This is a genomic window from Streptomyces sp. RK62 (assembly GCF_018070255.1).
GTDB lineage: Bacteria > Actinomycetota > Actinomycetes > Streptomycetales > Streptomycetaceae > Streptomyces > Streptomyces nigra.
The window spans coordinates 95,052-108,640 of record NZ_JAGPYD010000002.1 but is presented as its reverse complement, the minus strand read 5'-3'; the positions used below and the strand labels follow the sequence as shown (position 1 = coordinate 108,640).

The following is a 13,589-nucleotide window of genomic DNA, read 5'->3' as shown; positions in this document are numbered from 1 at the left end:
GTGGGAGCGTGTTCGCTGTTGGCGCTTTCGTGCGGGCTCTCGCACCGGCCCGAGCCGGCGGGTCGCCCTGGCATACATCACGCAGCCTAACCCGTGTGGGTTCATGTCGGGGCGGGTCGGCCGGGGCAATTCCAGCGCACGACCGCCGGTTCGTCCCAGGTCGCCCGGTTCGGCCGGGTCGTACCGGGTCACACGGTCCGCAAGAGGACCCTGGACAGGGGTGCGGAAACGGCGATCCGCGGGGCGCGCTCACCTGGGCCCGAAGGGCACGCTCTGTTAGATTGGTCTAAACCACATGCTCCCTTCAGGGTGACCTTCGAGTCCCTCTTCAGATCGGCAGGCCCAGCGTGGAAGTTGTCATCGTTCCGGACGCCCAGGCGGGTGGCGAGCTGATAGCCGAGGCCATGGCCCAGCTGCTCCGACGCAAGCCCGACGCCCTGCTCGGTGTGGCCACCGGGTCGACACCGCTGCCCATCTACACGGCGCTCGCGGAGAAGGTGCGCTCCGGTGCCGTCGACGCCTCGCGGGCGCGCATCGCCCAGCTCGACGAATACGTAGGGCTCCCCGCCGAGCACCCCGAGTCCTACCGCTCGGTGCTGCGGCGCGAGGTGCTGGAGCCGCTCGGGATCTCCATGGACGCCTTCATGGGCCCGGACGGCACGGCCGAGGACGTACAGGCCGCGTGCGAGGAGTACGACGCGGCCCTGGCGGCGGCCGGCGGGGTCGACCTCCAGCTGCTCGGGATCGGCACCGACGGGCACATCGGCTTCAACGAGCCCTGTTCGTCGCTGGCCTCGCGGACCCGGATCAAGACGCTCACCGAGCAGACCCGGGTGGACAACGCCCGCTTCTTCGACGGGGACATCGAGCAGGTCCCGCACCACGTGATCACGCAGGGCATCGGGACGATCCTGGAGGCGCGGCACCTGGTGCTGCTGGCCACGGGTGAGGGTAAGGCGGATGCCGTCGCGGCGACCGTGGAGGGGCCGGTCGCGGCCGTGTGCCCGGCGTCGGCGCTGCAACTGCACCCGCACGCGACGGTCGTCGTGGACGAGGCGGCCGCCTCGAAGCTGAAGCTGGCGGACTACTTCCGCCACACGTACGCCAACAAGCCGGACTGGCAGGGGATTTGAGAAACGGGCCTCGTCTGTCTGGTTCGGTGCGTTGCCGGCTGCGGGTAGTCGTGGGCTGATCGCGCAGTTGCCCGCGCCCCTCAGGGGTGACGAAGGCGCCGGTTCCTTCACAAGGAACCGGCGCCTTTCGTCGTAACCCCTACTGTCCCGCGATGACCTCCGCCGCCGCGCGGCCGCAGACGCGGGCCGCGCCGTGGGTTGCGATGTGCAGGGCGCCGCGGGGGGTCGCCTGGGGGACGCCCATTTCCACCACGATCGTGTCGGGGCGGGCCGTCAGGAGGTCGTCCAGGGCCGTCGCCATCCAGGGGTGGCGGTGTTCGTCGCGGACCACGGCCACGATTCGACGGTCGCCCGCCGCTTCGAGGGCCGCACGGGCCGCGTCCTCGCCCGTGTAGCTGCCCGTCCGCGTGCCGGGGAGGAGGCCGGCCAGCTCCGCCGCCACGCCCCACGGGGTCTCGTCGCCGACCGCGATATTGGCGACCGGCGTGAACGCGGCGACGTACGGCGCCCCGGTGAGCGGAGTGAAGGACCCGGCGCCGGTCAGCCGCAGGGCGCGGCGGGCCGCGACCAGGCCGATGTCGGGGCGGGCCTCGGCCGCGTCCGCCGTGGTGGCCGTCGTCCAGCGGGCCAGCTCGCGGACGCGTTCGGCCGCCTCCGCGAGCCGTGCCTCGGGCAGGTCGCCCTCGCGGACGGCCGTGACGAGGGCGTCGCGCAGCCGCCGTACCGTCTCGTCGTCGGCGAGGCCGCCGCCCACGCAGATGGCGTCGGCGCCGGCCGCGATCGCGAGGACGCTGCCGCGCTCGATGCCGTAGGTGGCGGCGATGGCCTGCATCTCCATGCCGTCGGTGACGATGAGGCCGGTGTAGCCGAGTTCGCCGCGCAGCAGCTCGGTCAGGACGGCGCGGGACAGGGTCGCCGGGCGGTCCGGGTCCAGGGCGGGCACGAGGATGTGCGCGCTCATCACCGCCCGGGTGCCGGCGGCGATCGCCGCGCGGAACGGGGCGAGTTCGCGCTCGGTCAGCACCGAGGCGTCGGCGTCGATGCGGGGCAGCGCGTGGTGGGAGTCGACGGCGGTGTCGCCGTGGCCGGGGAAGTGCTTGGTGCACGCGGCGACGCCCGCCGACTGCAGACCGGTGACATAGGCCGCGGTGTGCCGGGCGGCCAGGGCGGTGTCGGCGCCGAAGGAGCGCACGCCGATCACCGGGTTGGCCGGGTTGGAGTTGACGTCGGCCGACGGGGCCCAGTTGAGGTTGACGCCGCAGGCGGCGAGGCGGCGGCCCAGTTCGGCCGCGACCTGCCGGGTGAGGTCGACGTCGTCGACGGCGCCGAGGGCGTGGTTGCCGGGGAAGCTGGAGCCGGTCCGCACCTCGAGCCGGGTGACGTCGCCGCCCTCCTCGTCGATCGCCACGAGGACGTCGTCGCGCTCGGCGCGCAACTGGGCGGTGAGGGCGGCCAGCTGCTCGGGCGAGGCGATGTTGCGGCCGAACAGTCCGACGGAGGCGAGTCCCTCCCCGAGCCGGCGCAGCAGCCAGTCCGGGGCGGTGGTGCCGGTGAAGCCCGGCTGGAGCACGGTCAGGGCATCGCGCGTGAGTGTGTCGGTGCCGCTGGCGATGGTCGTCATCGGGTGGCGTTATCCCTTCACGGCGCCGGCCGTCAGGCCGCTGACAGCCCTGCGCTGCAGGAAGACGAAGAGGATCAGGATCGGGACGGCGAAGAGGGACGAGGCCGCCATGGTCGCGCCCCAGTCGTTGCCGAAGGCGGTCTGGAAGCTGGACAGCCACAGCGGCAGGGTCTGCGACTCCGCCTCCTTGTTCAGCACCAGGACCAGCGGGAACTCGTTCCACGCGGTGATGAAGCCGAAGAGGGACGTGGACATCAGGCCCGGCGCCAGCAGCGGCAGGATGACCTTGAGGAAGGCCTGGGAGCGGGTGCAGCCGTCGACCATCGCCGCCTCCTCCAGTTCCCGGGGCACCGCGGCGACGAAGCCGCGCAGCGTCAGGATGGTGAAGGGCAGGATCATCATCATGTAGAAGACCGTCAGCGGCAGCAGGCTGTTCAGCATCGACGCGTCCCGGACGATCATGTACATCGCAATGATCATGACCTCCCAGGGCGCCATCTGGGCCAGCATGAAGCCGATGACGAACCCGCGCCGCCCCTTGAACCGCATCCGGGCGAGGGCGAACGCGCCGGCCAGCGCGATGACCAGGGCGAAGGCGACCGCGCAGAGGGTGACGATCAGCGAGTTGGTGACGTAGGTCCAGAAGTGGTCGACGCCGGTGGCCCGCTGGAAGTGCTCGAAGGTGACGTCGGTCGGGAACCAGACCGGGTCCTCGGAGATGATGTCGCCGGTCGGCTTGAACGCCGTGGCGAACATCCAGTACACGGGGAAAACGAAGCCGACGAACAGGACGACGGCCGTGACGTTGGGCCACAGACGGCCGAAGAGTGAGCGCTTCACAGCTCGTCCTCCTCTTGCTTGAGCACGATCCTGAGGTAGTACGCGGTCAGGCCGAGCAGGATCAGGATGGTCAGGACGGCGATCGCCGCGCCCATGCCGTAGTGCTGGTTCCCGACGCCCTCGATGTAGGCGTAGACGGGCAGGATCTCGGTGAGCCGGTCGGGGCCGCCGCCGTTGATGGTGAAGACCTGCACGAACGCCTTGAACACCCAGATGACCTCCAGGAAGGTCGTGGCGTACAGGAAGGGGCGCAGGAACGGCATGGTCACCGTGGTGAAGCTTTTCCAGACGCCCGCGCCGTCCAGGGAGGCGGCCTCGTACAGCTCGCTGGGGATGGTGGTCGTGGCCGCGTAGAGGTTGATCGCGACGAACGGGATCGACATCCACACGATCAGCAGGGTGACCACGAAGAACGTGGACATCTGGCTGCTGGTCCAGCTGTAGTCGGCCATCGAGTGCCAGCCGAGCTTGTCCAGCAACCAGTTGACGACGCCGAAGCGCTGGGCGAACAGCCACTGGTAGACGGTGCTCGCGGCGACCACGGGCATCGCCCAGGCCAGGACGAGCCCCATCATGAGCGTGAGCCGCATCCGCTTGCCGAGGCGGGCGAGCAGCAGGCCGATCAGCGTTCCCGCGACCATGATCAGGACGACGTTGACCGCCGTGAACAGGATCGAGCGCAGGGTGACGCGCCAGAAGTCCTCGCCGGTGAGGACCTGCTTGTAGTTCTCGACGCCGTTCCACTCGGTGACGTGCTGGATCAGCTGCGCCATGTTGAGGTTCTGGAACGACAGCAGCACGTCCTTCAGCAACGGCCAGCCGAGCAGCAGCACGGTGGCCGCGCAGGCCGGCAGCAGCAGGAGGTAGGGGACGAACGTGCCCGCGCGTTTCCCCGTCGCGGGTCTGGGCCCGCGGGGTCCGCCCGGGGTCGTCTTCGCCACGTCCACCGGACCGGAGGGCGGCCGTTCGGTCTGCACGGTCATGCTCGCGATCTCTCTCTCGACCTACCGGAACGAGGGTGCGGGGGGCGGCCCGACGGCCGGCCCCCGCACCCGGTGCCCTTACTGCTGCTGCGCGAGGCGCTTGTTGAACTCGTCCTCGACCTGCTTGGCGGCGGCGGCCGGGGACTTCCCGTTCAGCACGGCGGTCATGTACGTCTTGACCGGGTTGGGGGCGTTCTCGACGGCGGCCCACTCGGGGATCAGCGGCGTGGTGCCACCGCCCGCGGCGGCCGGCGCGGCGGCCTCGGCCACCTCATTGCCCTTGAGGTTGCTCTGCAGCGACTCCTTGTTGGGGATGACGCCGTTGAGCTTGGCGAGCTCGCCCTCGTACTGGTCGGACAGGGCGATCTTCAGGAACTCCTTGGCGAGCTCCTGCTTCTTGCTGCCCGCGGCGACCGCGAGGTTGGAGCCGCCGAGGAAGACGCCCTCGGGCTTGTCGGCCGTGGCACCGGGGATGGTGAAGTAGCCGATCTCCTTCTCGATCTTCGGGTTCGCCTTGACGGCGATGCCGGCCTCCCAGCCCATGCCGATGAAGGCGCCGACGTTGCCCTTGCCGAAGACCTCGCCCTGCTGCGGGGTGGCCTCGTCCTTGTCCTTGGGGGCCTTGGACAGGGCCTGGAACTTCTTGTACGTCTCCATGGCGGCGGCGACCTTGGGGTCGTCGAGGTTGGAGACGTACTTGCCGTCCTGCTCCTTCACCAGCTGGACACCCTCACCGATGGTGAGGCCCACGAAGTGGTACCAGTTCTGGCCGGGCAGGTAGATGGGCTCGGCGTCGGTCTTCTCGCCGATCTGCTTGAGGTCGGCGTAGAACTCGTCGCGGGTCTTGGGCGTGTCCTTGATGCCGGCGTCGGCCCAGACCTTCTTGTTGTAGAGCACCACGCGGTTGGCGAAGTACCAGGGAGCCGCGTACTGCTTGCCCTCGAAGATGGAGGACTCGTTGAGGGACGCCGTCCACTCGGCGCCGATCTCGTTCTTGAGGTCGGCCAGGTCGGCGAGGCCGCCCGTCTTGGCGTAGGCCGGCGTCTGGGTGTTGCCGATCTCGAAGACGTCCGGCGGGTTCTCCTCGGAGAGGGCGGTGGTCAGCTTCTGCTGGATGCCGTTCCACTGCTGGATCTGGAACTTGACCTTGGCCTTCGTCTTCTTCTCGAAGGCGGCGGCGACGTCCTTCTGCCACTGGTCGGGCGAGGAACCGTCCATCACCCACACCGTGAGCGTCTCGCCGGCGTACCCGTCCGCCCCGGCCTTGCCACCGCCGTCGCCGTTGTCGCCCCCGCACGCCGCCAGGGAGATCATCATGCCCGCGACACCGATCGCGGATATCAGCCTGCGCTTCACGCCACCCTCCTCAGGGATGCCACAAACCCCCCTGCCTCCCCGCACTAGCGATGGGCCGGGACCTGGACCAATGGTGTAGACCAGTACCCGGAGCTTGGACCAGACCAGAAGGGGTGTCAAGGGTGCTCGAAGGGGCTCCTACCAGCCGTTATGCGACCTACATATGCAGGAACCTTTAAGTAAGAAACCCTCGAAAATACGGTTCGCGGCCGCCATCGGCCGCTAGACCATTGCATTCTGTGGACTAGACCAAACGGCGCGGCGACGGTATACAGAACAGATCACGGAGCGTACGGGGACAGGCCCCACGCCACCGTGCCACGATGTGAGCCGCAGCCGGAGCGGGAAGGCGGAGCATGAGCACCGACGTCAGCAGTGCGGAGAACGAGAGCGGCGTCCCCGTCCGCACCGCCCGCGTGCCCAAGTACTACCGCCTGAAGAAGCATCTCCTCGACATGACGGAGACCCAGGCGCCCGGCACCCCCGTGCCGCCCGAGCGCACGCTCGCCGCCGAGTTCGACACCTCACGCACGACCGTGCGCCAGGCCCTCCAGGAACTCGTCGTCGAGGGCCGGCTGGAGCGCATCCAGGGCAAGGGCACGTTCGTCGCCAAGCCGAAGGTGTCGCAGGCGCTGCAGCTCACCTCGTACACCGAGGACATGCGCGCGCAGGGCCTGGAGCCGACCTCGCAGCTGCTGGACATCGGGTACATCACCGCCGACGACCGCCTGGCCGACCTGCTCGACATCACGGCCGGCGGCCGGGTGCTGCGCATCGAGCGGCTGCGCATGGCGAACGGCGAGCCGATGGCCATCGAGACCACCCACCTGAGCGCCAAGCGCTTCCCCGCGCTGCGCCGGTCCCTGGTCAAGTACACCTCGCTCTACACCGCGCTCGCCGAGGTCTACGACGTCCACCTCGCCGAGGCCGAGGAGACCATCGAGACCTCGCTGGCCACCCCGCGCGAGGCCGGTCTGCTCGGCACCGACGTGGGCCTGCCGATGCTCATGCTGTCCCGGCACTCCCTGGACCGCGAGGGCCAGCCGGTGGAGTGGGTGCGCTCGGTGTACCGCGGCGACCGCTACAAGTTCGTGGCCAGGCTCAAGAGGCCGCAGGACTGACGTACGGACGAGGTCGGTACGGAGGATTCCGCTTCTGTCCGGCTCCGTGTGACGTGCACACGATTCCTCCACATCGGAAGGGCGGTCAAGGCCTTCCGCTGCGGTTGCGCCGTCACCTACATTGCCCGGGCATTTCCCAGGCGATCAATGAGCGGAGCCGTCCGATGTCAGATGCACCAGAAGTGAACAGAGGCCTGGTGACGCCCGCCCGGGTGGTCATCGGCCTCTGCCTGGCCGCACCCTTCGTGGCGATGCTGTGGGTGGGTTCGTACAGCAGGACCGACCCGCAGTTCATCGGCATCCCGTTCTTCTACTGGTACCAGATGCTGTGGGTGCTGATCTCGACGCTGCTGACGATGACCGCGTACAAGCTGTGGCAGCGTGACCAGCGCGCCCGCGCCTCCCAGAAGGGCGGTGCCGCGGAATGAACGACGGCGTGAACGGCGTCGCGCTCGGCGTCTTCATCTTCTTCTTCCTGGCCGTCACGGTCATGGGCTTCCTGGCGGCGCGCTGGCGCAAGGCCGAGAACGAGCACAGCCTCGACGAATGGGGCCTGGGCGGCCGGTCGTTCGGCACCTGGGTCACGTGGTTCCTGCTCGGCGGCGACCTGTACACCGCGTACACCTTCGTGGCGGTCCCGGCCGCGATCTACGCGGCCGGCGCGGCGGGCTTCTTCGCGGTGCCGTACACCATCCTCGTCTACCCGTTGATCTTCACGTTCCTGCCGCGCCTGTGGTCGGTCTCGCACAAGCACGGCTATGTGACGACCTCCGACTTCGTGCGCGGGCGGTTCGGCTCCAAGAGCCTGTCGCTGGCCGTGGCGGTCACCGGCATCCTGGCGACGATGCCCTACATCGCGCTCCAACTGGTCGGCATCCAGGCCGTCCTGGACGTGATGGGCGTCGGCGGCGGCGAGAGCACCAACTGGTTCGTCAAGGACCTGCCGCTGCTCATCGCCTTCGGTGTGCTGGCCGCGTACACCTACTCGTCGGGCCTGCGCGCCCCCGCGCTGATCGCGTTCGTCAAGGACACGCTGATCTACATCGTCATCGCGGTGGCGATCATCTACATCCCGATCAAGCTGGGCGGCTTCGACGAGATCTTCGCCAAGGCGAGCGAGGCGTACAGCCAGACCAACCCGGCCACGGGTGCCCCGCGCGGAGCGCTCACCCCGCCGGACGCGACCCAGTGGACGTACGCCACGCTGGCGCTTGGCTCCGCCCTCGCGCTGTTCATGTATCCGCACTCGATCACCGCGACGCTGTCCTCGCGCAGCCGTGAGGTGATCCGGCGCAACACCACGATCCTGCCGCTGTACTCCCTGATGCTGGGCCTGCTGGCGCTGCTCGGCTTCATGGCGATCGCGGCCGGCATCAAGGTGCAGAACGGCCAGCTGGCGATCCCACAGCTGTTCGAGAACATGTTCCCCGCCTGGTTCGCGGGCGTGGCCTTCGCGGCGATCGGCATCGGCGCGCTGGTGCCTGCGGCGATCATGTCCATCGCGGCGGCGAACCTGTTCACCCGCAACATCTACAAGGACTTCATCAAGCCCGACGCCACGCCCGCGCAGGAGACCAAGGTCTCCAAGATCGTGTCGCTGCTGGTGAAGGTGGGCGCGCTGGTCTTCGTCCTCACCATGGACAAGACGGTCGCCATCAACTTCCAGCTGCTGGGCGGCATCTGGATCCTGCAGACCTTCCCGGCCCTGGTGGGCGGTCTGTTCACCCGCTGGTTCCACCGCTGGGCCCTGCTGGCCGGCTGGGCGGTCGGCATGGTCTACGGCACGCTCGCCGCGTACGGGGTGGCGACCCCGGCGCAGAAGCACTTCGGCGGCTCCTCCAAGGAGATCCCGGGCATCGGTGAGATCGGCTACATCGGTCTGACGGCGTTCGTGCTCAACGTGCTGGTCACCGTCGTCCTGACCTTCGTCCTGCGGGCCGCGAAGGCCCCGGACGGCGTCGACGAGACGAAGCCGGAGGACTACACGGCGGACGCGGGCGACCCCGGCGTCCAGGTGGAGCTGCCGCCGGCCACGGCGGGCTCGTCCCACTGAACCACCGGTACACGGCGGGCCGTCGGAGAAATCCGGCGGCCCGCCGCCGTGTGCGTACGACAGACTCGGGTGCATGGACATCGTGATCCGGCAGGCGGAACCCGGGGAGTACGGCATCCTCGGGGAGATCACCGCACAGGCCTATCTCCGCGACGGCCTCCTCGACTTCGGCGAGGACGACTCCTATCTCCATGAGCTCAAGGACGTGGCGAAGCGCGCGGCGGCCGCCGAGGTGCTCGTGGCCGTCGAGCACGACCGCGTCCTCGGTGGCGTGACGTTCGTCTCGGGCAGCGGCCCGATGGCGGATCTGGCCGGGCCCGGCGAGGCGGAGATCCGGATGCTCGCCGTCGACCGGGCGGCCCGGGGACGCGGCGCCGGCGAGGCGCTCGTACGCGCCTGCCTGGACCGCGCCCGCGCCACGGAGGGCTGTGTGCGCGTGGTCCTCTCCTCCCAGCCCACCATGTACAGCGCCCACCGCATCTACGGGCGTCTGGGCTTCGTCCGCACCCCGGAACGGGACTGGAACCCCGTGCCGGAGCTCCTCGACCTCACGCTCGTCACCTATGAGTTGACGCTCTGACACCACCACGCCACAACATCTAGGGGTGGCGCGACGGGCGAGCACAAGATGTATGCTCATGCTCGCTGTCGCCGCAGGGGAATCCGGTGCGAATCCGGAACTGTCCCGCAACGGTGTACTTGTGCATGTTCCGTGCACATGGTCAGTCCGAGGACCTGCCGACAGTGCGTCCCGGCCACCCGGCCGGTGCGCCAGACGTCCGGGCCTCGTGGAATGGGCCGGTGGACGCGACGCCCCGTGCGCTCGTGAGCTGCCCCCTGCCCTCCGCAAGGCCCTGTGCCGAGCGAGGGAGAGCCTCACGTGACCATCGCGCCAGCCGAACCGGCCTCAGCGGCGGCCGAACCGGAGAACGACGGTCCCGGTGCCGCGCTGTTGCGGACCCTGACCGAGCTGACCGCCGACCTCCCCGACGCCGACCCCGGCCGGGTCGCCGCCGCCGCGCTGCGCGGCCGGTCCGCGCGGGCCGACGAGGCGGAGCTGCGCGAGCTCGCCACCGAGGCGGCGGCCGGTCTCATCTCCGAGGACCCGGCGTACAGCCGGCTGGCCGCGCGGCTGCTCACCCTCTCCATCGCCGCCGAGGCCGCCTCGCAGGGCGTCACGACCTTCACCGGGTCGGTCGCGACCGGGCACCGCGAGGGCCTGATCGCCGACCGGACCGCCGCTTTCGCGCGGACGCACGCGGACCGGCTCGACGCGCTCGTCGACCCCGCGGCCGACGACCGGTTCGGCTACTTCGGCCTGCGCACCCTCTACAGCCGCTATCTGCTGCGGCATCCGCACACCCGCAAGGTGATCGAGACGCCCCAGCACTTCCTGCTGCGGGTCGCCTCCGGTCTCGCCGCGGACGACACCTCCTCGGCGGTGGACGAGGTCGCCGCGCTGTACCGGCTGATGAGCCGCCTGGAGTACCTGCCGTCCTCCCCCACGCTCTTCAACTCCGGCACCCGGCACCCCCAGATGTCGTCCTGCTACCTCTTGGACTCCCCCAAGGACGAGCTGGACTCGATCTACGACCGCTACCACCAGGTCGCCCGGCTCTCCAAGCACGCCGGCGGCATCGGCCTGTCGTACTCCCGCATCCGCTCGCGGGGTTCGCTGATCCGGGGCACCAACGGGCACTCCAACGGCATCGTCCCGTTCCTGAAGACGCTGGACGCCTCCGTGGCGGCCGTGAACCAGGGCGGGCGGCGCAAGGGCGCGGCGGCGGTGTACCTGGAGACCTGGCACTCCGACATCGAGGAGTTCCTGGAGCTGCGGGACAACACCGGTGAGGACGCCCGCCGTACGCACAATCTGAACCTCGCGCACTGGGTGCCGGACGAGTTCATGCGCCGGGTGGAGGCCGACCGGCCGTGGAGCCTGTTCTCCCCCGCCGACGTGCCCGAGCTGGTCGACCTGTGGGGCGAGGAGTTCGACGCGGCCTACCGTGCGGCCGAGGCGAAGGGCCTCGCGCGCAAGACCCTCCCGGCCCGCGAGCTGTACGGCCGGATGATGCGCACCCTCGCGCAGACCGGCAACGGCTGGATGACCTTCAAGGACGCCGCCAACCGGACCGCCAACCAGACCGCCCTGCCCGGGCACGTGGTGCACTCCTCCAACCTGTGCACCGAGATCCTGGAGGTCACGGACGACGGGGAGACGGCGGTCTGCAACCTCGGCTCGGTCAACCTCGGCGCCTTCGTGCGCGACGGGGACATCGACTGGGAGCGCCTGGACGCCACGGTCCGCACGGCCGTCACGTTCCTCGACCGGGTCGTGGACATCAACTTCTACCCGACCGAGCAGGCCGGCCGCTCCAACGCCCGGTGGCGCCCGGTGGGCCTGGGTGCGATGGGTCTGCAGGACGTCTTCTTCCAGCTGCGGCTGCCCTTCGACTCGCCCGAGGCGAAGGCGCTGTCCACGCGGATCGCCGAGCGGATCATGCTCGCCGCGTACGAGGCGTCCGCCGACCTCGCCGAGCGCGAGGGCCCGGTGCCGGCCTGGGAGAAGACCCGCACCGCGCGGGGCGTGCTGCACCCCGACCACTACGCCGTGGAGCTGAACTGGCCCGAGCGCTGGGCCGCGCTGCGCGACCGCCTCGCCGTGACCGGCCTGCGCAACTCGCTGCTGCTGGCCATCGCGCCGACCGCCACGATCGCGTCGATCGCCGGTGTCTACGAGTGCATCGAGCCGCAGGTGTCCAACCTGTTCAAGCGCGAGACGCTGTCCGGTGAGTTCCTCCAGGTCAACTCGTATCTCGTGGAGGAGCTGAAGCGGCTCGGCGTGTGGGACGCCCGCACCCGCGAGGCGCTGCGCGAGGCGAACGGCTCGGTGCAGGACTTCGCGTGGATCCCGGCGGACGTACGGGCGCTGTACCGCACGGCGTGGGAGATCCCGCAGCGCGGCCTGATCGACATGGCGGCGGCGCGCACCCCGTTCCTCGACCAGTCGCAGTCCCTGAACCTGTTCCTGGAGACGCCGACCATCGGGAAGCTCTCCTCGATGTACGCGTACGCCTGGAAGCAGGGCCTGAAGACCACGTACTACCTGCGCTCCCGCCCGGCGACGAGGATCGCCCGCGCGGCCCGTGCCACCGTCCCCGTCCAGCAGGCCGCCGACCCCGAGGCCGTCGCCTGCTCCCTTGAGAACCCCGAGTCCTGCGAGGCCTGCCAGTGACCACCAGCACGACCAAGAACCTGCTCGACCCCGGCTTCGAGCTGACCCTACGCCCCATGCGCTACCCGGACTTCTACGAGCGCTACCGGGACGCGATCAAGAACACCTGGACCGTCGAGGAGGTCGACCTCCACTCGGACGTCGCCGACCTCGCGAAGCTGTCACCGGCGGAGCAGCACCTGATCGGCCGGCTGGTGGCGTTCTTCGCGACCGGTGACTCGATCGTCGCGAACAACCTGGTGCTGACGCTGTACAAGCACATCAACTCCCCGGAGGCGCGGCTGTACCTCTCGCGCCAGCTGTTCGAGGAGGCCGTGCACGTCCAGTTCTATCTGACGCTGCTGGACACCTATCTCCCCGATCCGGAGGACCGGGCGGCGGCGTTCGCGGCGGTGGAGAACATCCCGTCCATCCGCGAGAAGGCCGAGTTCTGCTTCCGCTGGATGGACTCGGTGGAGAAGCTGGACCGGCTGGAGTCGCAGTCCGACCGCCGGCGGTTCCTGCTCAACCTGATCTGCTTCGCGGCCTGCATCGAGGGCCTGTTCTTCTACGGCGCCTTCGCCTACGTCTACTGGTTCCGCAGCCGGGGCCTGCTGCACGGCCTCGCGACCGGCACCAACTGGGTGTTCCGGGACGAGACCATGCACATGTCGTTCGCGTTCGACGTGGTCGACACGGTCCGCAAGGAGGAGCCGGAGCTGTTCGACGACCGGCTCCAGCAGCAGGTCACCGACATGCTGAAGGAGGCCGTCGAGGCCGAGCTGCAGTTCGCGCGCGACCTGTGTGGTGACGGCCTCCCGGGCATGAACACCGACTCGATGCGGCAGTACCTGGAGTGCGTCGCCGACCAGCGGCTGACCCGCCTCGGCTTCGCCCCGGTGTACGGCTCCGAGAACCCCTTCTCCTTCATGGAGCTGCAGGGGGTTCAGGAGTTGACCAACTTCTTCGAGCGGCGTCCCTCGGCGTACCAGGTGGCGGTGGAGGGCACCGTCGACCTGGACGAGGACTTCTGAGTCCGGACCGCGTCGCGCTCCTGGGCCTCCCTGATCTGACGGTCGATACGGCGGTCGTGCACGATCCCGATCACGGAGGGGAGGACCAGGAGGACGAACATCCCGAGCACGACGGCCATGGCGAGCAGTGTCTGTGTCTGTTCCGTAGTCATGACACCACTGTCGCGCCGGACACTCCTGTCGAACAGTGGCAGGACTGCCGCACACCCTCGATTTACTGCCATCCGCGAGGCA

The 13,589-nt window shown here is 69.3% G+C and carries 12 protein-coding genes and 1 riboswitch; of the genes, 7 read left to right on the top strand and 5 right to left on the bottom strand.

The window, feature by feature from the left end; translation table 11 throughout:
* Positions 1–347: 347 nt before the first annotated feature.
* Complete coding sequence (gene nagB, locus KBY32_RS04240) at positions 348–1,133, top strand: glucosamine-6-phosphate deaminase (RefSeq protein ID WP_055624141.1); 786 nt, start codon at positions 348–350, stop codon at positions 1,131–1,133.
* A 139-nt stretch (positions 1,134–1,272) separates the two neighbouring features.
* Here the strand turns inward: nagB and KBY32_RS04235 are convergent, their stop codons facing one another.
* The 4 genes from KBY32_RS04235 to KBY32_RS04220 form a co-directional block, all read right to left on the bottom strand.
* Positions 1,273–2,754, bottom strand: coding sequence for a glycoside hydrolase family 3 protein (locus KBY32_RS04235; RefSeq protein ID WP_210978934.1), 1,482 nt, complete (start codon positions 2,752–2,754; stop codon positions 1,273–1,275).
* A 9-nt stretch (positions 2,755–2,763) separates the two neighbouring features.
* Positions 2,764–3,594: a carbohydrate ABC transporter permease gene (locus KBY32_RS04230; RefSeq protein ID WP_210978933.1), complete on the bottom strand. Its 831-nt coding sequence runs from the start codon at positions 3,592–3,594 to the stop codon at positions 2,764–2,766.
* On the bottom strand, positions 3,591–4,577 hold the full coding sequence (locus KBY32_RS04225) for a carbohydrate ABC transporter permease (protein ID WP_210978932.1): 987 nt from the start codon (positions 4,575–4,577) through the stop codon (positions 3,591–3,593). The genes KBY32_RS04230 and KBY32_RS04225 overlap by 4 nt, the downstream gene beginning before the upstream one ends.
* A 78-nt stretch (positions 4,578–4,655) precedes the next feature.
* Positions 4,656–5,933, bottom strand: a complete 1,278-nt coding sequence (locus KBY32_RS04220; RefSeq protein ID WP_210978931.1) for an extracellular solute-binding protein — start codon at positions 5,931–5,933, stop codon at positions 4,656–4,658.
* Between the two features lie 356 nt (positions 5,934–6,289).
* Between KBY32_RS04220 and KBY32_RS04215 the strand changes: the two genes are divergently transcribed.
* The 6 genes from KBY32_RS04215 (at position 6,290) to KBY32_RS04190 (ending at position 13,355) form a co-directional block, all read left to right on the top strand.
* Entirely contained in the window at positions 6,290–7,054 is a 765-nt protein-coding gene (locus KBY32_RS04215; RefSeq protein WP_055624146.1) for a GntR family transcriptional regulator, read from the top strand.
* A 164-nt stretch (positions 7,055–7,218) separates the two neighbouring features.
* On the top strand, positions 7,219–7,482 hold the full coding sequence (locus tag KBY32_RS04210; RefSeq protein WP_055624147.1) for a DUF3311 domain-containing protein: 264 nt from the start codon (positions 7,219–7,221) through the stop codon (positions 7,480–7,482).
* Positions 7,479–9,107 carry a monocarboxylate uptake permease MctP gene (gene mctP / locus KBY32_RS04205; protein WP_055624148.1) on the top strand — a complete coding sequence of 543 codons (1,629 nt, stop codon included), beginning with the start codon at positions 7,479–7,481 and terminating at the stop codon, positions 9,105–9,107. The genes KBY32_RS04210 and mctP overlap by 4 nt, the downstream gene beginning before the upstream one ends.
* Before the next feature lie 73 nt (positions 9,108–9,180).
* Positions 9,181–9,687, top strand: a complete 507-nt coding sequence (locus tag KBY32_RS04200; RefSeq protein ID WP_055624149.1) for a GNAT family N-acetyltransferase — start codon at positions 9,181–9,183, stop codon at positions 9,685–9,687.
* Positions 9,688–9,732: 45 nt separating this feature from the next.
* Positions 9,733–9,865, top strand: a riboswitch (cobalamin riboswitch).
* Between the two features lie 122 nt (positions 9,866–9,987).
* Positions 9,988–12,342 (top strand): ribonucleoside-diphosphate reductase subunit alpha, encoded by a 2,355-nt coding sequence (locus KBY32_RS04195; RefSeq protein WP_210978930.1) that lies wholly within the window; start codon positions 9,988–9,990, stop codon positions 12,340–12,342.
* A 56-nt stretch (positions 12,343–12,398) separates the two neighbouring features.
* Complete coding sequence (locus tag KBY32_RS04190; RefSeq protein WP_247689034.1) at positions 12,399–13,355, top strand: ribonucleotide-diphosphate reductase subunit beta; 957 nt, start codon at positions 12,399–12,401, stop codon at positions 13,353–13,355.
* Here the strand turns inward: KBY32_RS04190 and KBY32_RS04185 are convergent.
* Complete coding sequence (locus KBY32_RS04185) at positions 13,268–13,507, bottom strand: hypothetical protein (protein WP_062668204.1); 240 nt, start codon at positions 13,505–13,507, stop codon at positions 13,268–13,270. The two genes, KBY32_RS04190 and KBY32_RS04185, sit on opposite strands and share 88 nt — an antisense overlap.
* Positions 13,508–13,589 lie beyond the last annotated feature (82 nt).

Coding starts and splice junctions, on each gene's coding strand:
- mctP (WP_055624148.1), top strand. CDS start 7,479: ATGAACGACGGCGTGAACGGCGTCGCGCTCGGCGTCTTCATCTTCTTC.
- KBY32_RS04185 (WP_062668204.1), bottom strand. CDS start 13,507: ATGACTACGGAACAGACACAGACACTGCTCGCCATGGCCGTCGTGCTC.
- KBY32_RS04225 (WP_210978932.1), bottom strand. CDS start 4,577: ATGACCGTGCAGACCGAACGGCCGCCCTCCGGTCCGGTGGACGTGGCG.
- KBY32_RS04210 (WP_055624147.1), top strand. CDS start 7,219: ATGTCAGATGCACCAGAAGTGAACAGAGGCCTGGTGACGCCCGCCCGG.
- KBY32_RS04190 (WP_247689034.1), top strand. CDS start 12,399: ATGCGCTACCCGGACTTCTACGAGCGCTACCGGGACGCGATCAAGAAC.
- KBY32_RS04235 (WP_210978934.1), bottom strand. CDS start 2,754: ATGACGACCATCGCCAGCGGCACCGACACACTCACGCGCGATGCCCTG.
- KBY32_RS04200 (WP_055624149.1), top strand. CDS start 9,181: ATGGACATCGTGATCCGGCAGGCGGAACCCGGGGAGTACGGCATCCTC.
- KBY32_RS04215 (WP_055624146.1), top strand. CDS start 6,290: ATGAGCACCGACGTCAGCAGTGCGGAGAACGAGAGCGGCGTCCCCGTC.